We start from the raw sequence: 22631 nt of genomic DNA, 5'->3' as shown, positions 1-22631 counted from the left end.
AACAGCCCCGCATCAGGTTTCTGGTGCGGGGTTTTCTTTTGCCTTCTGCGGGGTCAGTTCCGAAGCTTTCGAGCTAATGCAGCAAGGGCAACGATCTGGCCGGCAATAAACTTGCAGGTAGGTTCGTCAGTCAGTTTCAGCGTTTCCGGATCTACTTTCCCTGCGACCATGCCAATCATGACCTCTGGGCGGTTAAGAACAAAAGCGTCCAGAAACACCATATTCTGTCGGAGGTTGTATTGCGCTCTGGCCCCTCCGATCATGCCGGGGGAAGCCGTCTGGATGGCGACGGGTTTGCCGCTGAAAGGTTGAGGCGTTACACGGGAGAGCCAGTCGATGGCGTTCTTCAGTACGCCGGGAATGGAATAATTATATTCCGGGGTCACGATAATGACGCCGTCTGCAGCCCGGATCTGCTCCGCCATGGCCAGAACGGGAGCCGGAAAACCTGTGTCCTGAACATCTGCGTTGTAATGCGGAAAATCCCCGATTGATCCGAGCGGGGTAATGGAAACCCCTTCGGGCGCAAGCTCCGGCAAAGCACGAGCAACTGCCGCGTTGAAGGATGCTTTGCGCAGGCTTCCGAGCAGGGTGACGAAATGCAGGGGCGTATCGTTGGGCATGGACAGGTCTCCATCGAAGTGCCGGTCATGTCATGGCCAAAAGCTAGGGCAACCATGACATGACGTCAGAGTGAGTCAGGCTGCGGTTTTCAGCATTCCGTGAGGATCGAGAACGAATTTGCGCGGCGCGCCATTGTCAAAGTCATGGTAGCCGCGTGGTGCGTCTTCCAGTGAAATCACGGTGGCGTTGACGATATCAGCAATAGGCAGGCGTCCATGCAGAATGGCCTGCATAAGTTGCCGGTTATAACGCAGGACAGGGGTCTGACCGGTGTGGAACGACTGGCTTTTGGCCCAGCCCTGACCCAGCCGGAGTGTCAGGTTGCCTTTCTGCGCCGCAGCTTCATGAGCGCCCGGATCTTCCGTCACATACAGGCCCGGAATACCAATGGCCCCGGCTGGCCGGGTGACTTCCATGGCCTGATTAAGGATGACGGCAGGTTGTTCCTTTCCGTCGTATCCCTTGGCCTCGAAACCGACGGCATCAATGAAGCTGTCGACCTCCGGTGTTCCAATGACCTGTTCGATGAGGTCACCGAGCCTGTCGTGGTTCTGGAGGTTGATGGGCTCAAACCCGACCGCCTTGGCATGAGCGAGGCGTTCAGGATTGAAATCGCCGATCATGACGACGGCAGCGCCAAGAATGCGCGCCGATGCGGCTGCGGCCATGCCGACGGGGCCTGCTCCTGCGATATAGACCGTTGAGCCTACACCCACCTTGGCATTGATGGCGCCGTGGAATCCGGTAGGGAGAATATCGGTCAGCATTGTGAGATCTCTGATGCGCTCAAGTGCCTGAGCCTTGTCAGGGAAGCGCAGCAGATTGAAATCGGCATAAGGGACCATGACGTACCGGGCTTGTCCGCCAATCCATCCGCCCATATCCACATAACCATATGCGCCACCCGCGCGGCTCGCATTGACCGTCAGGCACACGCCCGTGTGCTGTTCGCGGCAGCATCGGCATCGGCCACAGGCGACGTTGAAGGGAACGGAGACCAGATCGCCCTTGCGGACCATTTCGACATCCGAGCCTGTTTCGATGACTTCGCCGGTGATTTCGTGGCCCAGGACCAACCCCGATGGGGCGGTCGTGCGGCCTCGGACCATATGCTGGTCGGAGCCGCAGATATTGGTGGAGACGACCTTGAGAATGACGCCGTGGTCAATCTTCCGGCCATCGGGTTTCTCCATTCTGGGGTCATCGATCCGCTGGACTTCAACATGATTGGGGCCGAGATAAACGACCCCTCTGTTTTCGTCAGACATGGCTTCTCTCCAGGTTCGGGCAGCGGCCATCCCTTGCGGCCGGGTTCGCCCGGCACGACGAAATGTTGTCGTACAGAGACCTCAACGTTCGTCATGCTCTCTGGAACCGTGACATAGGGCTACAGACGCGCCTCTCGCCTGAAAGTGATGGGAAACATGTCTGTTGCTTGCCGTCCTCTTTCGAGGGTGGTTTGTGAGCCGGGATATAACCGACTTTCCAGGGCAGACTTGAAGCTGGCCCTATAACCCCATTAACCTGTGGTTCATCTGTAGGCACGGTGGTGCCAACTGTACGATCAACCGAGGTGTTCATGGAAAATCACGTCAATACGTTATGGGGCCAGTTTTATGGCTGGCTGCCCACACTACTGAGCTATGTCGGACAGCTTGTTCTGGCGATTATTGTGCTGCTGGTGGGCTGGTCCATCATCAACATGATCACGCGCGGCATGGGCCGCATGATGGCCGCCAGCAACATTGAGCCAACCCTGAGGGGCTTCCTGCTCAGCGTCGTCGGGCTGCTGCTGAAGGCGCTTCTGCTGATCAGCGTTGCTTCGATGGTTGGCATTGCAACGACGTCCTTCGTCGCAGTTCTGGGTGCAGCTGGTCTAGCTGTTGGCATGGCGCTTCAGGGCAGTCTCGCCAACTTTGCGGGTGGCGTGCTGATCCTGCTGTTCCGTCCATTCAAGGTGGGTGATTCCATTACGGCAGCGGGCAATACCGGAACGGTTGTCTCGATCGAGATGTTCCGGACTGTGCTACAGGATTCCACGAATGACATCGTTTACGTGCCCAACGGAACGCTTTCGAACAATGTCGTCATCAACAGCTCCCAGTCCGAGCGACTGCTGGCATCGGTCAGCCTGCTGATTGATTATAATGACGATATCGACAAGGCTCGTGCCCTGCTTCTGGGGCTGTTTGAAAATGATGCTCTGGTTCTCAAGACGCCCGCGCCATCCGTTTCGTTTCTGCCTCGTCCGGCCAATGTCGCCGTTACGCTGGGCTTCTGGTGTGCTCCGGGCAATGTAACGCCGCTGGTTGCCAAGTACTCTGAAGCATCTATTCAGGCGCTGAAGAAAGAAGGCTTCCGTCTGGGTGTTACGGCTCGCACCGCTGCCTGACCTTTTTGAGGCCTGTTCAGGATTATGCTGGGCAGGCCGCGTTATGGTCTTTTGAACGTGTTCCATTAAGAGCACAGCGCCGTTGTTTCCGTAAGGAAAACCACTCGGCTTAAAACAGCGATTTCTGAGATTGGTGGTGGACCCGACGCGATTCGAACGCGTGACCTTTGCCTTCGGAGGGCAACGCTCTATCCAGCTGAGCTACGGGTCCGTCGGGTTTCCAATAGACGGTTCAGGACAGGCTTGCCAAGCCCTTAGTAGAATTTTGTTTGTTCAAGGTTGCGCGGTGGCTTTCCAGAGGGCGGCAGCGACGTCTCCTCCGGATGGAAGGGCGTGGTCGGGCGTCAAAATCCATGAGGTGACGTCCTGTGCTGTGATTCGTTTATCGCGGCTCAGCAGATGATGGGCCGTCGGAAATTCATCTAGTCGTACTGAGTTGGGAAGGCGTTTCAACAGACGTGCGGTGTAAGACGGAAGAACGAACTGGTCCCGACCACCGAAAATCATAAGCATGGGCGTTCTGACCCGTGGTGCGTCGTCAAAAGCTGTTGCCATGAGGTGGGTCAGGCCAAAAAGCGGATGAATGGTCGAACTATGCTGGGTCAGCGGGTCAAAATACATGCGTCGCAGAGCATGGATGTTATCGCTCGCAACGCGCTCTCCGGGGACGGCTGATCCATCCAGTTTCCAGTGGGGCGCGACTGTATCGATGCCATCCAGAACGGTCTGCCAGAGCTCACCGAGTTTCATGATGGCTGGTGCGAGAAGAATGGTTCCGGACAGTTCTGGTGGCGGGTCGGTCGCAAGGAGCAGGGCGACGGCTCCGCCCATGCTTTCGCCCATGACATAGAGAGGCGCACCGGGATAACGCCTGCGGAGCCACGTAAGCTCTTCTCGCGTGTCCTGAACCATGCGCGCTGTGCTGCTCCAGCCACCTGCGTCCTGTGTGGCGCCGAACCCGCGCTGGTCTGGGGCGACGATTTCGATACCGGCCGTGCTCAGGGGAGGTGCAAAGAATTCCCACGCATCCCGGCTGTCTCCAAAGCCATGAAGCGCCAGAATAACGGCCTTCAAGGAGTGTGCTGCGGGATAAATTCTTAAAGGAATGTGAGCGCCATCCGACATGTCAAGCGTCACATCCGGGGGAATGAGGGCTGTTTCTTTCGCTGTCGGATGCAGGTCGGGCATTGGCCGGTGTGTGCAGGCACCGAGAAGCGGCGTGCAGGCTGCAAAGCAGGCCAAGGTGCAGGAAAGACGCCAGAGGCGGTTTGAAACGGATGGGAATGAGCCTATCATCGCGAAGATTTTAGAACGTCCGGCCCTTCCGGGCGAGAAGGGAGATATTCGTGCCGTCTGAAACGCCTCATCTGGTTCTGGTTGACGGGTCTGGGTTCATTTTCCGTGCATTCCATGCCCTCCCGCCTATGAGCAGCCCGGATGGTGTGCCGGTCAATGCGGTTTACGGCTTCACGAATATGCTGACACGGCTACTGCGCGATCATGTCGGCACGCATCTGGCCGTTATTTTTGATGCTGGTCGTCACACGTTCCGTAATGAAATTTACCCGCAATACAAGGCGCATCGTCCGGAGCCGCCAGAAGACCTGCGCCCGCAGTTTGGTCTGATCCGGGATGCGACAGCGGCATTCAATGTGCCGTCGATTGAACTGGCTGGCTGGGAAGCGGATGATCTGATCGCCAGTTATGCCAAGGCTGTAGTGGCGCAGGGTGGGCGTTGCACGATCATCTCATCGGACAAGGATCTGATGCAGTTGATCTGCCCTGGTGTCGAACTGATGGACCCGATGAAGCAGAAGCCGATTCGGGAAGCTGAGGTTGAGGCCAAGTTCGGTGTGCGGCCAGATCAGGTTGTCGATGTTCAGGCCCTGATGGGGGACTCTACCGATAACGTGCCGGGTGTGCCGGGCATTGGCGCGAAGGGCGCGGCCCAGCTTATTAATGAATATGGCACGCTGGAAAAGGTACTTGATGCTGCGGAAGGCATGAAAGCCTCCAAGCGTCGCCAGAACCTGATCGAATTTGCGGATGCCGCCCGGATGTCCCGCAAGCTGGTTCTGCTGGCGGATGATGTGCCGTTGCCGCAGCCGATTGAGGAACTGGGGTGCCGTGAGCCGGTTCAAGAAACGCTCCGGGACTGGCTCGACACGATGGGCTTCCATTCTACGATCCAGCGTATGGGTTTGGGGTTGGCGGCGAAGCCGAGGCCCGTGCCACGTCCCAAGGCAGCGCCAGCGGAGGGTGAGGCGCCGACCGTCACGCTTTCTGAAGCATCTTATGGACCGTATGAAACGGTTACAGATTTCGAGACGCTGGATCGGTGGATTGCCGAGGCGCGAACGGCTGGGGTCGTCGCCGTTGATACGGAGACGGACAGCCTCAATGCGCGTCAGGCCAAGATGGTCGGGCTGTCGCTCTCTGTTGCGCCGGGCAAGGCCTGTTATGTGCCGTTCCTGCATGAGGGCAAGCGGGATCTGTTGCAGGATGGGCCGGACGATCAGCCGACCGATCAGCAGCTTGATCGTGCCGCAACGCTGGATCGTCTTGCCCCGCTGATGCGGGATGCGTCTGTTCTGAAGATCTTCCAGAACGCCAAATATGATCTGACGGTGTTCCGCAAGGCTGGACTGCCTGAAATAACGCCGATCGACGATACGATGCTCATTTCCTACGCGCAGTCTGCGGGTGAGCACGGGCAGGGCATGGATGAACTGTCGCAGCTCCATCTGGGCCATACGCCGATCACTTATGACTCCGTGACGGGAACGGGGCGCAAGCGCATTCCGTTCGCTGAAGTGCCGCTGGATCAGGCGACCGCATATGCGGCGGAAGATGCCGATGTCACGCTGCGGTTGTGGCAGGTTCTGCGTCCGCAGTTACGTCTTCGTCAGTCACTGGCTTTGTATGAAGAAATCGAACGGCCTTTGATTGAAGTTTTGACGGATATGGAAGACGTCGGGATCAAGGTGGATGCCGTCGAGCTCCGGCGCATGTCGGCCGATTTTGAAACGCGTATGGCTGTGATCGAGAAGGATATTCACGAGCAGGTTGGGCGCAGTTTCAACGTGGGTTCGCCCAAGCAGCTTGGTGAAATCCTGTTCGACGAAATGGAGCTTCCGGGCGGAAAACGCACCAAAAGCGGCTCTTGGGGCACAGACTCTTCTGTCCTTGAGGGGCTGGCGGAGCAGGGGCATGATCTGCCGCAGAAGATCCTGTCGTGGCGGCAGTTGGCCAAGCTGAAATCGACTTATGCCGATGCGCTGGTTGAGCAGATGGACCAAGGGACGCAGCGCGTTCATACATCCTTCCAGATGGCCATTACCACCACTGGGCGTCTGTCTTCCAATGAGCCGAACCTTCAGAACATCCCGATCCGGACGGAAGAAGGCGCGCTGATCCGTAAGGCTTTCGTGGCGGCTCCGGGGCATGTTTTGGTGTCTGCGGATTACAGCCAGATCGAACTGCGACTTCTGGCCCATGTGGCGAAGATCGAGCCTTTGCTGGAGGCGTTCCATCTTGGGCAGGACATTCATGCCCGCACGGCCTCCGAAGTGTTTGGTATTCCCATTGAAGGCATGGACCCGCTGACCCGTCGCCGGGCCAAGGCCATCAACTTCGGCATTATTTACGGGATTTCAGCGTTCGGTCTGGGGCGCCAACTTCAGATTTCGCCGGGTGAAGCACGCTCTTATATTGATGCGTATTTTGCCCGTTATCCCGGTATCCGCGCCTACATGGAGCGCACCAAGGAAGAGGCGAAGGAACATGGCTACGTTCTGACGCCGTTTGGTCGCCGCTGTTATGTGCCGGGAATCAAGGACAAGAACGGCGCTCGTCGATCTTATGCTGAGCGTCAGGCGATCAATGCGCCGCTTCAGGGCGGTGCCGCTGACATCATCAAGCGGGCCATGGTGCGTCTGGCGAGAAAGCTGCCTGAGACGGGCCTGAAAGCGCAGATGCTGCTTCAGGTGCATGATGAACTGCTCTTCGAAGTTCAGGAGCAGGATGCGCAGGCATTGGCGGATTTCGTCCGTCAGGAAATGGGAAGTGCTGCCAAGCTGGATGTGGCACTTGAGGTTGAAACCGGTATTGGCCCGAGCTGGGCTGACGCACACTGAGAGACTGAACGACCATGGAAACCCAACACGAACGCCGCAAGCGGATCAGCAATCGCATCATCTGGGGAGTGCTGGCAGTTGCGGCAGTTCTGGCCGGGGTCGGCTTCCAGTTGGCCTCTCATGGTGGACCGGGGCTGCTGGTACAGTCCAACGGAAATGAAGTTGGCGGCAGCTTCCGTCTTGATTCCCTAGGGGAAAGCACGGTGACGGAAGGAGACTTCCACGGGACCTGGGTTCTGGTGTGGTTCTTTGATACCAACTGCCCGGAAGATCGCTGCCAGCCGGTGCTGAAAAGCATGGAGCAGGCGTATCAGGCCCTTCATGCACAAGGCGTCCGTGTCTCTCCGCTTGCGGTGTCTCTGGACCCGTTTGATGAAAACGAAGCCCTCAGAAACTATGTCATTCCGGTCGCTCCCCATGTGATGCCGTTCACGGGTACGCCGAACATGATCAAGGCCATGACGGCTGAGTATCATGCTCCGGATCAGAAAGAGGGTGATCATTACGTTCCGGCCCCGCGGATCGTTATCATGGATCCAAGTGCCCGTTATGCTGGCACGATCGACGCGACTGGCGATGCAGATGCGTTGATTGCCCGCCTTCGTCAGCTGTCAAAGCGCTAAATGGCAATGCGTGTCCCGGCTTTTCTCCTCGCTCTTTCACTTGGCGTGGCCGGGACGGCGTTTGCTCAGGAGCAGACACCTCCTGACTGGGACGGGCAGACGCTGGGCAGCCCGCACAGAGGTGGAACGCTTCGGCTTACCGCTGATGGTCCCGGCGGGACGTTGGACCCGCAGGTTAATTACGGCACGCAGTATATGCAGGTGTTCGTCAATATGTACGATCCCCTGCTGACGTTCAGAGAGGCGCGTGGTCCTACCGGGTTGGAGGTCGTTCCCGATCTTGCGGACGCCATGCCGACCATCAGCCCTGATGGGCTGACATGGACACTCCATTTACGGTCCGGTCTGAAGTTTTCGGATGGATCGCCGGTTCGTGTTGAGGATGTGGTTGCGTCTTTTCGTCGGATCTATCGGGTCGGCAGCCCGACGGCCGCCTCATTCTACGGTGGGATTGTCGGTGCGAAAGAGTGCCTGGATGCGCCGGATCACTGCACGTTGCCGGGTGTGGAAGGGCGCCCAGATGGAACGATCGTGTTTCATCTAGCTCATCCGGATGGAGAATTTCTCTACAAGCTTGCGTTCCCTCACGCAGTTATTCTGCCTGCGTCAGTGTCTGTGCACGATGTGGGGAATGAGACCGTGCCGGGCACAGGGCCTTATCGGATCACGCATTACGATCCCGAGCATGGCATTGTGCTGGAACGAAACTCTTACTTTCATGTCTGGAACCCGCAGGCCCAGACAGATGGGTTTGCTGACCGGATCGAGTATAATTTTGGTCTCTCTGACGAGGCGCAGATTACTGCGGTCGAGCAGGGTCAATATGACTGGATGCTTGATGCCAAGCCCTCTGACCGACTGGGTGAGCTTGGCGCGAAATACACCTCGCAGGTTCATATCGAGCCGCTGCTGGGACTGTATTATCTGGCCATGAATGTGCACGAAAAGCCGTTCACAGATCAGCGGGTCCGTCAGGCTGTCAGTATGGCTGTTAATCGACATGCCATGACCATTCTGTTTGGTGGCAGTGCCATTTCTGAACCGCTTTGCCAGATGGTGCCGCATGGTATTCCGGGCGCGGACCTTGGGTTGTCCTGCCCGCAAAATCTGGAAGAGGCTCGGCGGCTGGTTCGGGAGGCTGGTGCGGAAGGGCAGGCGGTCACGCTGGTTGTGCCCAACCGCGCTATCGAACTGGGCATGGGGACGTATCTGCGGAATGTGCTTCAGCAGATTGGCTTGAAAGCGCAGCTACGCCCGATCACGGCTGGTCTGGCAGATTCTTACGAGCAGAATACGGCTAACCATGTGCAGATCGCTCTGGCTTACTGGTTTGCCGATTATCCGTCCGCCTCAACCTTTCTGGATGATTTGTTCGGGTGTGATAACTACCATCCGAATTCTGCCATTTCCCCGAACTTTACCGGCTTCTGTGACCAGCACGTTCAGAGGCTGTTCGAGCAGGCCAAGGCGCAGACCGATCCAGCCAAAGCCGCGCCCATCTGGCAGGTGGCGGGGCATGAGATCATGCGGCAGATGCCGGGTGCGCCGATGATCCAGATGAAGACCATTGATTTCGTTTCGAAAAGACTGGGAAATTATTACTCGACGCTTTTGAGTCACATGCTGTTTTCGCATGTTTGGGTGCAGTAAATATTACGAGAAATATTTTAGGATAATTAGTCAGTATTATTATATGGTTGATAGAAAATCTAAATATTTTTTACAAGCATTGTCGACGATAGTGTAAACAGCTTCCTTTGGTACTAATTCATAAAGGTCTTTAGGTGGGACAAAGGTATCAAGCTGTAGGAGAGAATTTTTCCCCAATCTCCAAAGGCAGATAATGGGGACAATTTTTGGAAAAGCACCACCAGTAAGTCGCATGTGAACATCTACGCAGAGTAAAAGAACGAATGGAACTGCTTTGGGAAATATCGGTTTTGTAGGCCTTGTGATTTCTGCCTTCGTACACTTTTCTTCTGTTAATGGAGGAATTTCCCAAATTCTGGCATCTTTATTACTTTGAATGATCATGATCGTGGAAGTATATATAGTATCATATTGTAAAAGAAATGCATGCGAGTTTGGTATCCAGCCTGATAACGCTTCATTATCCCATGATATTTCAGATTTTATCGCACCAAATATTGATAAGTAGGCTGGAAGGGCTCGGAAATCATGATTGTCGTGCCATATCGCTCTATAGGCGAGGCCATAACCATTTTTTCCAGCGGCCGATGTTCCGCGGTCATAGTTCATCAATAGATTGATGAGGCTTATCAAACGATCTTCAGGGTCTCGCTCGACATTGATCTCTTGCTTAACCTCTTTGCTGTTCTCCAGAAAGCGCGTTACGTCGCGGATGGCAGTTTCAGAACCTATAAGGAAGCGCTTTCCAGTGCTTATTCGCTCTGTAAAAGTAAGGTGTGGGCGTAGATTAATTCGAAATGCGACTGGTTTTTCTTTAACATTTCCAGAAAAAACGCCAGCAATCTCAGTTTCTGGTTTGAAGTCCACCGGCTGCGTTTCAACGAAAGCGTACAGATCAGCCATTTGGTTCAAATGGTTGGCGCATTCAGAGAGGAGGCGACAGAAAATTTGAACTGTTTCTGCGTCGCCTGCGCCGCCGACAGCAAAGAATGCGTTTATGCGCATAATTTTTTGTTGGGCGGATTGAATATCCACTAAAGGCGTTCCGAATGGGACTTCAATCCCAGTTGTTGTTGAAAGTTCTTTCTGAAAGACCGCAGTGTCGCCTAACAGGATGGGGGTTGTGTTGTAAATTTCAGCAATGATCAACGTCATATTCTCATCTCTTCCCCGATCACGTCCGAAAGCCGCCGCCTATCGTTTTTACAGGCCGATATCGGTGCGGAAAATCTTGTCTTCCCACTGGATGGCTGACGCGCCTTCATAAGCAAGACGACGTGCATCTTCTGGCGTAGCAGCCTTGGCGCAGACTGTCAGAACACGTCCACCATCCGCGACAAGAACGCCGTCAACCAGCTTTGTCCCAGCATGAAATACCGAAACGCCCGGGACGGCTTCGGCGCGTTCGATGCCCGAAATGCGACCGCCCTTTTTCGGGGCATCCGGGTAGCCATTAGCAGCCAGCACCAGTGAGATAGACGCTTCGTCGGAGAACTCGGCGGCAGCATGATCGAGATTGCCATCTGCGAGAGCCGCAAGAATGGGGAGTAGGTCTGATTTGAGGCGGATGAGCAAAGCCTGAGCTTCCGGATCACCGAAGCGGACATTGTACTCAATTAGCTTTGGACCTTCGTTGGTCAGCATCAGGCCAGCGAAAATCACGCCACGGAAAGGCGTCCCGCGACGCACCATTTCCGCCAGCATCGGGCGGACGCTGAGGTCCAGCGCCTTTTCCTGAGCCGCGCGATCAAAACCGGGTGGTGGGGAAATGGCACCCATACCGCCGGTGTTTGGCCCCGTATCACCATCGCCCAGACGCTTGTGGTCGCGGGCTGCACCGATCAGAACGGCCTTTTCGTCCGAGCAGAACGCGAACAGCGAGACTTCTTCGCCCACCAGACATTCTTCAATGACGAGCGGCATGCCGAGCTTGCGAATGGCGCCTTCCGCTTCTTCGACACTCTGGGCGACCACCACGCCCTTACCGGCTGCCAGACCGTCGGCTTTCACGACGATCGGCGCACCGCGACGGCGAACGAATTCAAGGGCTGGTGCCTCGTCTTCGAAGCGTTCCCATTTTGCTGTTGGAATGCCAGCGGCATCCGCAACGTCCTTGGTGAACGCCTTACTGCCTTCCAGAAGGGCCGCTGCCTTGGTTGGGCCAGCGCAGGGGATGCCAGCTTCGACGCAGGCATCCGCCAGACCGACCACCAGAGGCGCTTCAGGGCCGGGAACGATCAGGTCGATGTTCTGCTCTTTTGCAAAGGCGACAAGCCCCGCGACGTCATCGGCTTTTAGCGGAACAAGCGTTGCCAGAGAGGCCATGCCGGGATTGCCAGGTGCCGCATAAAGCGACGAAAGACTGGGCGAGCGCGCCAGACATGTTGCCAGGGCGTGTTCGCGCCCTCCGGAACCGACCAGCAAAACGCGCATTCCGCTCTCCCTTTTTCATCTGCGGGTCCCTAAGATCAGGGCTTCGTCTGACGGCGTGCGTAGCATAGACTGGCGCCATGATGGAGAGTGATGCCGCGTCTGCACGCGGGAATGTGCCGCAATATTCAGTTTCCGAGATTTCCGGAGCCATCAAGCGCACGCTTGAGACCGGATTCGGGCGTGTTCGTGTGCGTGGTGAGGTGACGGAACTCAAGCGTTACCCGTCCGGGCATATCTATCTGTCCCTGAAAGATGAGGGCGGAAAGATCTCCGGCGTTATCTGGCGCGGAACCGTTTCCCGGCTTGGCATGGCGCCTGAGAATGGTAACGAAGTCATCGCGACGGGCAAAGTCTCGTCCTATGGCGAGCGTTCCAGCTATCAGCTTATTATTGATCGGATGGAATTTGCGGGCGAGGGGGCTCTGCTCGCCAATATCGAGCGCCTCCGTCGCAAACTGCTGGATGAGGGACTGTTCGAAGCCGATCGCAAGAAGCCCATTCCGTTTCTGCCATCGCTTGTCGGTGTTGTGACGTCACGGTCCGGGGCGGTTCTTCATGATATTCGTACGACCATTGAACGTCGCTTTCCCCGGGATGTGCTGTTGTGGCCTGTTGCCGTGCAGGGAGAGGGGGCAGCAGCCCAGATCGCTGCGGCCATTGACGGTATGGCGCAAAGGCCGCGTCGGCCGGATGTTTTGATTGTCGCTCGTGGCGGTGGCTCTCTTGAAGATCTTATGGCTTTCAATGATGAGCGTGTTTTACGTGCCGTCGCAGCCTGTCCCATCCCGCTTATTTCTGCTGTGGGCCACGAGACAGACACCACACTGATTGATCTTGTCTCAGATCGGCGGGCACCGACGCCAACGGCTGCGGCAGAAATGGCCGTGCCCTTGCGCTCTGAACTGGTCGCGGATCTGGCACATCGGACGGCCCGTCTCGCAGGCGGTTTGAGCCGCATCATGCAGACATCCCGGGCAAGGCTGGAGCAGGCTACATCGCGACTGCCAGATCTGCCGTCTCTTCTTGAGACTGCACGCATGCGGTTGGATGACCGGAGCCAGCGCCTTGATCTTGCTCTTCCAGCCTTTGTCATGCGCGCAAGAAGCCGCCTTGATGCTCCGGTACGGCAACTGCCGTCGCCGGAACTGATTGTCAGCCGGGCGAGGGCCGCCCTGACGGCGCCCTCAAGGCAGCTTCCGTCACCACGTTTAATGATCGAACGGCGACAGAGCGCTCTTCGTGCGTCAGAGACCGCTCTTATCACGGCATGGCAGCGCGCGTCCCAACGGTTCCACCTTCGGGTAGAACGACAGAGACTGTCTCCTGAAACGCTCAATAGCGCCATCCGGCTTCAGAAAGCGCGTCTTGATGGGTTGGGAAGTCATCTGGAAGCGGTCTCCCCGAGGGCGATCCTCAGCAGGGGATATGTGCTCGTCCAGGATAGCAAGGGGCGTCCCGTGACCCATTCCGACGCGGAACCTTTGAACGGACGTGTGGTTCTGTCTTTCGCTGACGGCCAACGTGGGGCAAAACTCGATACCCTTCTTACGTCCCAGGCCGATCTGGGTCTTTAATGGTGAAGTGTCCGGGCGTGGCCCGGTTTGTGATCCGGAGTTCACATGCGTTCGTTCTGGTTGAGCCTTGTTGTCCTGCCTCTTCTGGCAGCTTGTGCGGAGCAGCCTTCCGCCACGTCTTCTCATGCAGCCGTGCAGGCTCCAGCCCAAAAGATTCCCCCGCAGGATTTTGCTCCGGGATTGGCCGAAGAAGCTCCGGCGGATGGTCATAAGGTGCTTCTGAATGACCCGTCTGCGCCGTCAAATACGCCGCTTTGCGGGACAGCGCAGCGTGAAGCCAATCTGGCAGGATCTGCTCTCTATGCGCAGGGTTTAGCCACCACAACGTCGTCCTGCCCGCAGAATGCGTGTTTTGAACCTTTGACGGGAACGTTCATTGCGGCAAACGGCAATAAGAGCGTCTGCCGGTAAAAGTTTTCCGGGCAGATTGAGCTGGCGCATTTCCCTATCATCTTCAGTGCTTTAAAGTGGATCTCACGAAAGAGTGAGGTTTGATATGACTGATGAGCTGAAATGTCCCAAATGTGGGTCGGAGCATGTTTATCCGGATGGGACCCTGTGGGTCTGTCCGGACTGCGGCAATGAATGGAATCCGGAAGAGGGCGGTCAGGCCGATGCTGGCGAAGCATCTGCGGAAATCAAAGATGCCAATGGCAATGTCCTTGTAGATGGTGACAGCGTTACGGTTGTGAAGGACCTGAAAGTCAAAGGATCTTCGCTGGTTGTGAAAAGCGGCACCAAGGTCAAGAACATTCGTCTTGTTGATGCGACGGACGGGCATAATATTGCCTGTAAGATCGCAGGCATTGGAGCAATGAACCTTAAGTCCGAATTCGTAAAGAAATCCTGACAGGTTCTACCATTCGGTTAAAACGCGTGTGCTTTTATCAGCCTTCGTGAGGTCTCCTTGCGAAGGCTGATGCCGTTCTAGGGGTGCGTTTCCCAAAAATACAGGAGATACAGGCATGTATGTCATTCTTGGCGGGACAGGCCATGTCGGCCGCGCTGTTGCACAAACTGTTCTGGCGGCTGGGCATGATGTCACGGTAGTAACCCGCCAGGTTGTTGGGGCCTCTGAACAACGCCATGACGGCGTAGATTATGCGGCAGTGGATGTGAATGACACCGATACTCTGAGGGCGCTTTTTCAGAGGGCGCGGCGCGTGTTCGTTCTCAATCCACCTGCGGCAGTATCTGGCAATACGGATGTGGAAGAACGCAAGACCGTGTGCTCCATTTTGAAAGCACTGCGGGGCGTCCCTTTGGAGAAGCTTGTCGTGCAATCCACCTATGGAGCCCAGCCAGGTAAGCACTGTGGTGATCTTGGCGTTTTGTATGAGCTGGAACAGGGTGCGCAGGCCCTGAACGTTCCGGTGTGTATTGTCCGCGCGGCCTATTACATGAGCAACTGGGCAGGGGCGATGAGCGCTGCGAAAGCTACAGGAGTGCTACAGACATGTCTGCCGCCAACACAGGCGTTTCCCATGGTCGCTCCAGAAGATGTTGGAGGTCTGGCAGGTCAGTTACTGATGTCTGACGTTGAACAGACGGGCATCCACAATATCGAGGGGCCGAAGAGCTATACGCCTTCAGACGTTGTTGCCGCCCTTTCCAGAATATTAGGGCGCGCCGTCCAAGTGCAGGTCATTCCCCAAGAGAGGTGGTATGAAACCTATCGCGGAAATGGTTTCTCGAAAGAAGCCGCGCAGTCTTATGTGAACATGACCGGGCTCTTTGTTCATCAACATTATGACCGCCCCGCAGACCCCGTGCGGGGCTCCACAAGCCTTGAAGCTTGTCTGAAGCGTTACGCATAAGCCGGGCATAAAAAAAGCCGACCGGGAAATATCCGGTCGGCTTTTTGTTGGGGTGAGAAGCGGGTGTTACCGCTTCCACCAGCCCATGCGACGCGTCACCGGTGGCAACTCGTCAATGTTGATGGGCTGTAACGTGTTTCCATCATCCGCTGCGGCATCGTCGGCTTTGACAGCCTTGGTTGCGCGACGGGCGCGAGTACGCTTCGGCTCGGCGGTTGCCTCTTCCTCGGCGACGGGAGCTGAGGCCTCCGGAGCCATTGCTTCCACAACAACGTCGTCTGCCTTGGCTTCTGTAGCCTTGGTCGTGCGACGGGTGCGTGGACGCTTTGGCTTTGCCGGAGCTTCCTCTTCCGTCGGAGCGGCCAGAGCAGCCACGACGACTTCKTCTGCCACTACCGGTGCCGCTGCTTCAGCCTTCACAGTCTTGGTGCTGCGGCGGCCTCTGGTGCGCTTTGGCTTTTCCTGTTCTGCAGCAATCGGCTCGGCAGCGATCTCGACAACGTCAACTACCGGAGCGCTCTCGACAGAAAGACGGGCAGGGGTTGCTGTAGACGTCTGAAGCGGGCGGGAAGCCTGCTCCATTTCAGCCTGTTCGATCACATCGAAAATATCGAAGCTTCCACCGAACGGATCAGCCGGCGTCGGGCCTGCATATCCACGCGAAACAGGCTGGCGTTCTTCCCGGCGGCGCTGGGAAGGCTGCTGCACCGGAGCGTGGCGTGCTGGCTTAGGTGCTTCCTCCTGGACGGACACCTTCTCCTGCACCGGGGCTTCTGCTGCGACTTCGTCTTCCTTCTGAACACGCTTGAAGCGCGTCCGGCGACGGCCCGGGATAAGACCGACTTCTTCGGTTTCATCGTCAGACCGGTGGACGGAAGGCTGTTCGCCGTTTGGTTCGGCAGCATTGCCCTGAACGGTTTCGTTCTCACCATTCTGATCACGGCGACCCCGACGGCGACGACGGCGACGACGACGGCTGCCGTTATTGCCCTCTTCCTCGTCACCCGTGTTGACTTCGATGTCTTCACCCCGGGCAGGCTCAGCCTGTGCTTCAGCAGCGGCTGCCTGAGGAACGACAGGCGCCTCGTCCTCAATGATTTCGATCGTGCGGACGTTGTGAGGTGCAGCAATCTGAGCTGGTACTGGCTCAGGTGCCGGTGCAGCCGTTTGCGGACGGATACGCTCGATACGCATGTCTGCTGCGGGCAGATCTTCTTCCGTGCGGAAGATCACGCGCATGCGGTGACGCTGCTCAATGTCAGACAGCCAGTCGCGCTTGTTGTTCAGAATGTAAAGCGCAATGTCCGATCCGATATGAACATCGATCTCGGCGGCACGCTGGCGGGTGCCTTCTTCATCGATGGCACGCAGCACATGAAGAGCGGAGCTTTCCGTACCGCGAATGAAGCCAGTGCCCTGACAGTGCGGGCAAGGCGTCAGTAGCGACTCAGCGATGGACGGACGCAGGCGCTGGCGGGACATTTCGAGCAGGCCGAAATGAGAGATATGTCCCACCTGAATGCGTGCGCGATCGGTACGCAGAGATTCCTTGAGGCGCTTCTCGACCTGAGCGTTATGGCGACGGCTTTCCATGTCGATGAAATCAATCACGACAAGGCCGGCCAGATCACGCAGGCGCAGCTGGCGCGCAACTTCTTCAGCAGCTTCAAGGTTCGTGCGGAGTGCCGTTTCCTCAATGTTGCGCTGTGACGTGGATTTACCGGAGTTCACGTCGATGGCGACGAGTGCTTCCGTCTGGTTGATGACCAGATAGCCACCAGACTTCAGGCGTGCAGTTGGGGAGAACATCGCATCCAGATGCCCTTCGACGTTGTAACGCGCGAATAGGCTCTGTCCACGGTTCTGCCAGAGCTTCACCTTGCCAGCATTGTGCGGCATCAGCAGACGCATAAACTCACGCGCACTTCTCCACGCAGACTCACCGTCGACCATGATGTCTTCGATGTCTTTGGAAAACAGGTCGCGAATGGCGCGCTTGATGAGGCTTGCTTCCTCATAAACCAGCGTTGGAGCAACGGATGACAGCGCGTGTGAGCGGATGTCGTCCCAAAGCTGAAGCAGGTATTCACAGTCCCGAACGATTTCCGGTCCTGGACGGCCTGCACCTGCGGTCCGGACGATCATGGCCATCGTCTTGGGCAGGTTCAGTTCTGCGATAATGTCGCGCAGACGACGGCGATCCGTGTCAGACGTAATCTTGCGAGAGACGCCACCACCACGCAGGGCATTCGGCATCAGAACGCAATAACGGCCAGCAAGAGAGACGTAGGTGGTAAGGGCCGCGCCCTTGTTGCCACGCTCTTCCTTCACGACCTGAACAAGCAGAACCTGACGGCGGCGGATGACTTCCTGGATCTTGTAGTTGCGTAGAAAGCGGGCCGTACGACGCGAAGCCGCGCTTTCCTCACCTGTGTCATGCTCGCCACCAACGGTCTCCGGTGCGCGACGATCCTGGTTGTCGTTCTCTTCCGTCTCGTCAGAAGCAGGCTCTTCCTCACTGTCCGGAAGTTCAGCGCGCTGTTCAGACGCAATTTCTTCTTCCTGGATGGCCAGAAGCTTCTCGCGGTCTGCGACGGGGATTTGGAAGTAATCCGGGTGAATTTCGCTGAACGCGAGGAAGCCGTGACGGTTTCCGCCGTATTCTACGAAAGCGGCCTGAAGGCTCGGCTCAACGCGGATGACCTTGGCAAGGTAAATATTGCCCTTGAGCTGTTTTCTGGATGATGTCTCGACGTCGTAATCTTCAACGCGGTCACCGTCCATGACCACAACACGCGTTTCTTCCGCGTGTGTGGTGTCGATAAGCATACGCTTGGTCATGGAAAACTGAACTCCACGATGCTCCAGTGTGGCGCTTTGGGCCAGAGGGAACACCTGATTGTACGGGGTGGAGGGGGCGGATCAACCGGAATGCCAAACCGCGGGACGCATCTGGTCCCGTTTCGGTTAGGCTCCTGGCTGTGATCACGTCGCGTGACATTCGACCCCTGACAGACGTCCGGCCCGTGGTCTGGTACCGGATGAAAACGCACTCCGGTCAGGTTGTGAGCCTGTGCCGGACTGAACTAATTCTGCCGGAGCAGCCCGATCAGGACATGGCGCAGAAAATGTCCGGCACATGTCAAACGATGGGGCGTCGCGGCTCGGACGATCGAGGCGGGAGCGTTGTGGGGAAAGGATAAAAGCCCACAAACGATCGGACCGCTCTCTTCAGGTCCTTGGTGCACAGGATGACTTAAAGAAGGGCCGCTGGCAAGCAGGGCTTTTTACGGCTCTCCAAAAGGTGCTTTGCCTTGTTTCAGACATTGTCCTGTGTCTGTTATGATTGAAGGTCCAGATGATCGAAAAGACGCAGGGTAAACGGATGCTGACGCGACGCATGGTAATGGAAGGTCTTGCCTGCCTCTCCACGGTGGCTCCCTTGGGAGCCGGCGCCCGGACTAAGCATCTGACAGCGCATTCTCCCTCTGCCAAACCGCTTCAGGCCCCGGCCGTTCACCGAAATGCGCCGCCACCCAAACCGCTGGTCATGCTGGATCCCGGACATGGTGGGAAAGATCCTGGCGCAATCGGTATTTCCGGTACGTATGAGAAACATATTGCCGAAGCTGCGGCGACAGAACTGCGGCGCCAGCTTCTGGCATCCGGACAATACCGCGTGGCTATGACCCGTTCAGAGGACCATTTCATTCCCCTGGAAGGGCGCGTGGAAATGGCCCAGCAGCATCAGGCGCATCTCTTTATCTCTATGCACGCCGATGCACTGCATGACCGTGATGTTCGCGGGGCGAGTGTCTATACGCTTTCCAGCGGAGCGTCGGACGCTCAAACAGCGGCTCTTGCCCAGCGGGAGAATAGTGCAGACCGCTTTGGCGGCCCGGCGTTTCATGGCATGTCTCCCGACGTCCAGCAGATCCTTTCCAGTCTGGTTTCTGAAGAAACGCGGCGCGGGTCTGCGCACATGGCATCAAGTGTTGTAGGCGCATTTCGTAGTCGCATTGGGCTGCTGACGCATCCGTCGCGCCATGCGGCTTTTGTGGTGCTGAAGTCCGCAGAGATACCGTCAGTTTTGGTGGAAATGGGTTTCATGTCTAACCGGCTGGATGAAGCCGCCCTGCGGCAGGCTGTGCACCGCACACAGGTTGCGAGCGCTATGAAAACCGCTGTTGATCGGTACTTTTCAACTCGGCCCGGGGTGATGACGGGCTGACCCCATAAGAACGCAGGGCAGAGTTTTTAGTCATGTGGGTTGCGCATGACGAAAGAATCGGACATTTTCCGTGCCTATGACATTTCTTTCGATCCTCTCGCTTCGACTTATCGGCCCCTGAACGCCACATCAAGGCGGGCAGCGTTCCGTTGCGTTCAGGGGATGACAGACCAGAAAATTTCCTGACCAGCGAGATGATCAAGACATGACTTTCCAACATCCGTCCTTCGGTACGATTTCCGACGACCGCGTTATCATTTTTGATACGACGCTGCGTGACGGTGAACAGTCCCCCGGTTTCTCCATGAACCTCGAAGAGAAGCTCCGCATGGCCCATGCGTTGAGCGCCCTTGGTGTGGATGTGATCGAAGCGGGCTTCCCGGTCGCCTCCAAGGACGACTTCGAGAGTGTTCGCAGCATTGCGGAGCAGGTGCGTGGCTCTGTTATCTGCGGTCTTGCTCGCAGTGGTGGCAAGCGCGACATTGAGTCCTGCGGCGAAGCTCTGAAGGGTGCTGAACGCTCCCGTATTCATAACTTTATTTCCACATCTCCACTGCACATGAAGTATAAGCTGCGGATGGAGCCTGAAACGGTTCTGGACATTATTGCGTCTGGCAATCAGAAGGCACGCCAGTACACGGATGACGTGGAATGGTCTGCCGAAGATGGTTCCCGTACGGACCCTGACTTCCTGTGCCGCTGTGTTGAAGTCGCCATCAAAAATGGTGCGAACACCATTAACATTCCCGACACGGTTGGCTTTGCAACGCCTGAAGAAATGCGCCGCATCTTTACCATGCTGCGTGAGCGTGTTCCGGGGGCGGATCAGGTGATTTTCTCTACGCATAACCATAACGATCTGGGTCTGGGCGTTGCGAATACGCTGGCTGCTGTCGAAGGCGGCGCACGCCAGATCGAATGCACGATCAATGGCATCGGTGAGCGTGCCGGTAATGCTGCGCTGGAAGAAATCGTCATGGCGCTGCGGACGCGTCATGACCAGTACGGCAAGGTAACGGGCATCGAGACGCCGAAGCTGCTAGGCATGTCCCGGATGCTGGCGACGATCACGGGCTTCGACGTGCAGCCGAACAAGGCCATCGTTGGCCGGAACGCCTTCGCACATGAAAGCGGCATCCATCAGGACGGTGTTCTGAAGAACGCAGCCACGTATGAAATCATGACGCCGGAAAGCGTGGGCTGGAACAAGAGCTCACTTGTGATGGGCAAGCATTCCGGTCGCGCAGCATTCCGCGATAAGCTGGCTCAGCTGGGCTACCCGCCGCTCGAAGACGAGGCTCTGAACGCCGCTTTTGCCCGGTTCAAGGATCTGGCTGACAGCAAAAAGGTCGTGTTCGATGACGATATCTGTGCACTGGTCGATGACGAAAGTCGCGACCACGAGCGCGTTCATCTGATTTCTCTGGAAGTTGCTTCCGGTACCAAGCAGAAGTCTCAGGTCAAGCTGGAAATCAGCGTTGATGGCGCCATCCAGTATGCGGCTGTCAGTGGAAATGGCCCGGTTGATGCGGCATTCCGTGCCATCGGTGAGGCATTCCCTCATTCAGCAGAACTGGCGCTGTTCTCGGTGGCTAACGTCACGGAAGGGACAGACGCTCAGGCACGTACAACGGTTCGTCTGCAAGAGAATGGCAAGCTCGTAGACGGTCAGGGTGCTGATGCCGATACGGTTGTGTCTGCTGTTCGTGCCTATATCCATGCCCTGAATAAGCTGCTCACCAAGCGCGAGCGGACTGAGCCTGAAGCACTCTAAGCTTCGAACGAACCATGAGAGATCATCAATAAACTAATTAATATAGTTTATTGATGATCTAGACAAAAATAACACGATTGATATTGTCTCCTTCTGAATTTGGAAGGGGCAGCTATGCCGCATTCGTGGCTTTATACGGCGTCGGGTCTATTTGTAGGCTTTCTGGTAGGCATGACCGGAGTGGGGGGAGGGTCCCTCATGACGCCACTGCTGATCCTGCTGTTTGGGGCAAAGCCTCAGTCAGCTGTCGGGACAGACCTGCTTTACGCAGCCGTTACGAAAATTGTTGGCACAGGGCTCAACCGCCACATGGGCGTTGTGAACTGGAAGATTGTTGGCTGGCAGATGGCGGGGAGTCTTCCCGCAGGTCTTCTGTGCCTGATTTTCCTGCATCATGCGGGTATGTCGGACGCTGCGTCCCGTCTGATCCAAGTTGTTCTCGGTGTAGCTCTGCTTCTGACGGCACCGGCAATTTTGCTGAAGCCAAGGCTCAGAACATGGGCTGAAGGGCGTAAACCCCTGAGCGACCGGGCTGAAACGATTTTAACGGTTCTGCTCGGTGTTTTACTTGGGACGTTGGTGACGCTGTCTTCCGTGGGAGCTGGAGCTGTCGGCATGGCCGCCTTGACGATGCTTTATCCGCGCCTGACAACACGAACGCTCGTTGCAACGGATATCGCCCATGCAGTTCCGCTCACGCTGATTGCAGGGGGAGGTCACTGGCTGGAGGGCGCGGTGGATACCGCCGTCCTTCTGGCGCTTCTGATGGGATCCATCCCGGGAATTATTTTGGGAACGTTATGTGCGGGCAAATTGCACGAAGACACCCAGCGGTGGGTTCTGGGTATTCTTCTCGCTGTTATTGGTTTCCGGATGATCTAACATCCGGAAACCGTGAAACTCAGTAGCCGTAATTGCTCTGCTGAGGGTAGCCGCCGTTGTTATAGCCCTGCTGCTGAGGGTACGGGTTCTGGCAGTTCGTGTTGGGTGGGCACTGATATTGCTGCTGCGGATAGGTCGGGTACTGACCGTTCTGCTGCTGATATCCCTGAGGGTAGCCACCTTGCTGGGGGTAACCGTTCTGGTACCCGCCCTGCTGATAGCTCGGGCGATTGGGAGCCGTGACGGCGCCCGTCGTTGCCCCGAGTGCGCCACCAGCAAGCGCACCAATGGCAGCTCCACGACCGCCGCCGGCTAGTGCGCCGATGGCCGCACCTGCGCCGCCTCCCAGAAGACCGCCGCCCAGGGCGCGCGATCCCGGGTCATAGTTTCCCTGGCAACCGCCCAGGGAAAGACCGGTCGCACACGCGCCAATCAGAGCTACGCCCCGAAACGCAGAGCGGACGCTAACGGACCTCATGTCACACATCCTTAGAC

At 56.8% G+C, this 22631-nt stretch carries 19 protein-coding genes and 1 tRNA gene; 12 read left to right on the top strand and 8 right to left on the bottom strand.

What is annotated here, in order from left to right; translation table 11 throughout:
* Positions 1-53: 53 nt before the first annotated feature.
* Together KP708_RS06735 and fdhA are read right to left on the bottom strand one after the other, a co-directional pair.
* Positions 54-623, bottom strand: a complete 570-nt coding sequence (locus tag KP708_RS06735) for an NADPH-dependent FMN reductase (RefSeq protein ID WP_215748938.1) — start codon at positions 621-623, stop codon at positions 54-56.
* Positions 624-698: 75 nt separating this feature from the next.
* The gene (fdhA, locus tag KP708_RS06730) at positions 699-1892 is read right to left on the bottom strand and encodes a formaldehyde dehydrogenase, glutathione-independent (protein ID WP_215748937.1); all 1194 of its coding nucleotides are present in this window, start codon (positions 1890-1892) and stop codon (positions 699-701) included.
* Between the two features lie 311 nt (positions 1893-2203).
* Between fdhA and KP708_RS06725 the strand changes: the two genes are divergently transcribed.
* Positions 2204-3016: a mechanosensitive ion channel family protein gene (locus tag KP708_RS06725; protein ID WP_202206503.1), complete on the top strand. Its 813-nt coding sequence runs from the start codon at positions 2204-2206 to the stop codon at positions 3014-3016.
* A gap of 134 nt (positions 3017-3150) precedes the next feature.
* Here KP708_RS06725 and KP708_RS06720 read toward each other — a convergent pair.
* Both KP708_RS06720 and KP708_RS06715 read right to left on the bottom strand, forming a co-directional pair.
* A tRNA-Arg gene (locus KP708_RS06720) sits at positions 3151-3227 on the bottom strand.
* Between the two features lie 62 nt (positions 3228-3289).
* On the bottom strand, positions 3290-4312 hold the full coding sequence (locus KP708_RS06715; RefSeq protein ID WP_252347228.1) for an alpha/beta hydrolase: 1023 nt from the start codon (positions 4310-4312) through the stop codon (positions 3290-3292).
* A gap of 50 nt (positions 4313-4362) precedes the next feature.
* On the opposite strand from KP708_RS06715, the gene polA reads away from it, so the two are divergent.
* Genes polA through KP708_RS06700 form a run of 3 tightly spaced genes read left to right on the top strand, consistent with a single transcriptional unit; the run spans position 4363 to position 9425 of the window.
* Positions 4363-7152, top strand: a complete 2790-nt coding sequence (polA, locus tag KP708_RS06710) for a DNA polymerase I (RefSeq protein WP_215748936.1) — start codon at positions 4363-4365, stop codon at positions 7150-7152.
* 14 nt (positions 7153-7166) lie between these two features.
* Positions 7167-7775 (top strand): SCO family protein, encoded by a 609-nt coding sequence (locus tag KP708_RS06705; RefSeq protein WP_064273936.1) that lies wholly within the window; start codon positions 7167-7169, stop codon positions 7773-7775.
* The gene (locus tag KP708_RS06700; protein WP_252347227.1) at positions 7776-9425 is read left to right on the top strand and encodes an ABC transporter substrate-binding protein; all 1650 of its coding nucleotides are present in this window, start codon (positions 7776-7778) and stop codon (positions 9423-9425) included.
* A 39-nt stretch (positions 9426-9464) separates the two neighbouring features.
* Here KP708_RS06700 and KP708_RS06695 read toward each other — a convergent pair whose 3' ends face one another.
* Positions 9465-10580, bottom strand: a complete 1116-nt coding sequence (locus KP708_RS06695; protein WP_215748934.1) for a hypothetical protein — start codon at positions 10578-10580, stop codon at positions 9465-9467.
* A gap of 48 nt (positions 10581-10628) precedes the next feature.
* Entirely contained in the window at positions 10629-11858 is a 1230-nt protein-coding gene (purD, locus tag KP708_RS06690) for a phosphoribosylamine--glycine ligase (protein WP_215748932.1), read from the bottom strand.
* Between the two features lie 77 nt (positions 11859-11935).
* Here purD and xseA point away from each other — a divergent pair, with 77 nt between their 5' ends.
* The 4 genes from xseA to KP708_RS06670 all read left to right on the top strand — a co-directional run bounded on the left by xseA (position 11936) and on the right by KP708_RS06670 (position 15249).
* Positions 11936-13432 (top strand): exodeoxyribonuclease VII large subunit, encoded by a 1497-nt coding sequence (xseA, locus tag KP708_RS06685; protein WP_215748931.1) that lies wholly within the window; start codon positions 11936-11938, stop codon positions 13430-13432.
* Positions 13433-13477: 45 nt separating this feature from the next.
* A complete protein-coding gene (locus KP708_RS06680) occupies positions 13478-13843 on the top strand; it encodes a hypothetical protein (RefSeq protein WP_215748930.1) in 366 nt (121 codons plus the stop codon).
* A gap of 85 nt (positions 13844-13928) precedes the next feature.
* Positions 13929-14282 carry a zinc ribbon domain-containing protein YjdM gene (locus KP708_RS06675; RefSeq protein ID WP_215748929.1) on the top strand — a complete coding sequence of 118 codons (354 nt, stop codon included), beginning with the start codon at positions 13929-13931 and terminating at the stop codon, positions 14280-14282.
* Between the two features lie 115 nt (positions 14283-14397).
* Positions 14398-15249 carry an NmrA family NAD(P)-binding protein gene (locus tag KP708_RS06670; RefSeq protein ID WP_215748928.1) on the top strand — a complete coding sequence of 284 codons (852 nt, stop codon included), beginning with the start codon at positions 14398-14400 and terminating at the stop codon, positions 15247-15249.
* Positions 15250-15315: 66 nt separating this feature from the next.
* Here KP708_RS06670 and KP708_RS06665 read toward each other — a convergent pair whose 3' ends face one another.
* On the bottom strand, positions 15316-18090 hold the full coding sequence (locus tag KP708_RS06665) for an Rne/Rng family ribonuclease (protein ID WP_215757161.1): 2775 nt from the start codon (positions 18088-18090) through the stop codon (positions 15316-15318).
* Between the two features lie 200 nt (positions 18091-18290).
* On the opposite strand from KP708_RS06665, the gene KP708_RS06660 reads away from it, so the two are divergent.
* From KP708_RS06660 to KP708_RS06645, 4 genes are all read left to right on the top strand, one after another.
* Entirely contained in the window at positions 18291-18452 is a 162-nt protein-coding gene (locus KP708_RS06660) for a hypothetical protein (protein WP_202206808.1), read from the top strand.
* Between the two features lie 182 nt (positions 18453-18634).
* Positions 18635-19480: an N-acetylmuramoyl-L-alanine amidase gene (locus KP708_RS06655; RefSeq protein WP_252347279.1), complete on the top strand. Its 846-nt coding sequence runs from the start codon at positions 18635-18637 to the stop codon at positions 19478-19480.
* A 205-nt stretch (positions 19481-19685) separates the two neighbouring features.
* On the top strand, positions 19686-21254 hold the full coding sequence (locus KP708_RS06650; RefSeq protein WP_215748925.1) for a 2-isopropylmalate synthase: 1569 nt from the start codon (positions 19686-19688) through the stop codon (positions 21252-21254).
* 114 nt (positions 21255-21368) lie between these two features.
* Positions 21369-22136, top strand: a complete 768-nt coding sequence (locus KP708_RS06645) for a sulfite exporter TauE/SafE family protein (RefSeq protein WP_215748924.1) — start codon at positions 21369-21371, stop codon at positions 22134-22136.
* Between the two features lie 19 nt (positions 22137-22155).
* Here KP708_RS06645 and KP708_RS06640 read toward each other — a convergent pair whose 3' ends face one another.
* Positions 22156-22614 carry a hypothetical protein gene (locus KP708_RS06640; RefSeq protein ID WP_215757160.1) on the bottom strand — a complete coding sequence of 153 codons (459 nt, stop codon included), beginning with the start codon at positions 22612-22614 and terminating at the stop codon, positions 22156-22158.
* Positions 22615-22631: the final 17 nt, after the last annotated feature.

Source organism: Gluconobacter sp. P5H9_a, assembly GCF_018812085.1.
GTDB lineage: Bacteria > Pseudomonadota > Alphaproteobacteria > Acetobacterales > Acetobacteraceae > Gluconobacter.
This window is presented reverse-complemented; position numbering and strand designations above follow the sequence as displayed.

Coding starts and splice junctions, on each gene's coding strand:
- KP708_RS06735 (WP_215748938.1), bottom strand. CDS start 623: ATGCCCAACGATACGCCCCTGCATTTCGTCACCCTGCTCGGAAGCCTG.
- fdhA (WP_215748937.1), bottom strand. CDS start 1,892: ATGTCTGACGAAAACAGAGGGGTCGTTTATCTCGGCCCCAATCATGTT.
- KP708_RS06725 (WP_202206503.1), top strand. CDS start 2,204: ATGGAAAATCACGTCAATACGTTATGGGGCCAGTTTTATGGCTGGCTG.
- KP708_RS06715 (WP_252347228.1), bottom strand. CDS start 4,312: ATGATAGGCTCATTCCCATCCGTTTCAAACCGCCTCTGGCGTCTTTCC.
- KP708_RS06705 (WP_064273936.1), top strand. CDS start 7,167: ATGGAAACCCAACACGAACGCCGCAAGCGGATCAGCAATCGCATCATC.
- KP708_RS06700 (WP_252347227.1), top strand. CDS start 7,776: ATGGCAATGCGTGTCCCGGCTTTTCTCCTCGCTCTTTCACTTGGCGTG.
- KP708_RS06695 (WP_215748934.1), bottom strand. CDS start 10,580: ATGACGTTGATCATTGCTGAAATTTACAACACAACCCCCATCCTGTTA.
- purD (WP_215748932.1), bottom strand. CDS start 11,858: ATGCGCGTTTTGCTGGTCGGTTCCGGAGGGCGCGAACACGCCCTGGCA.
- xseA (WP_215748931.1), top strand. CDS start 11,936: ATGATGGAGAGTGATGCCGCGTCTGCACGCGGGAATGTGCCGCAATAT.
- KP708_RS06680 (WP_215748930.1), top strand. CDS start 13,478: ATGCGTTCGTTCTGGTTGAGCCTTGTTGTCCTGCCTCTTCTGGCAGCT.
- KP708_RS06675 (WP_215748929.1), top strand. CDS start 13,929: ATGACTGATGAGCTGAAATGTCCCAAATGTGGGTCGGAGCATGTTTAT.
- KP708_RS06670 (WP_215748928.1), top strand. CDS start 14,398: ATGTATGTCATTCTTGGCGGGACAGGCCATGTCGGCCGCGCTGTTGCA.
- KP708_RS06660 (WP_202206808.1), top strand. CDS start 18,291: ATGAAAACGCACTCCGGTCAGGTTGTGAGCCTGTGCCGGACTGAACTA.
- KP708_RS06655 (WP_252347279.1), top strand. CDS start 18,635: ATGCTGACGCGACGCATGGTAATGGAAGGTCTTGCCTGCCTCTCCACG.
- KP708_RS06650 (WP_215748925.1), top strand. CDS start 19,686: ATGACTTTCCAACATCCGTCCTTCGGTACGATTTCCGACGACCGCGTT.
- KP708_RS06645 (WP_215748924.1), top strand. CDS start 21,369: ATGCCGCATTCGTGGCTTTATACGGCGTCGGGTCTATTTGTAGGCTTT.
- KP708_RS06640 (WP_215757160.1), bottom strand. CDS start 22,614: ATGAGGTCCGTTAGCGTCCGCTCTGCGTTTCGGGGCGTAGCTCTGATT.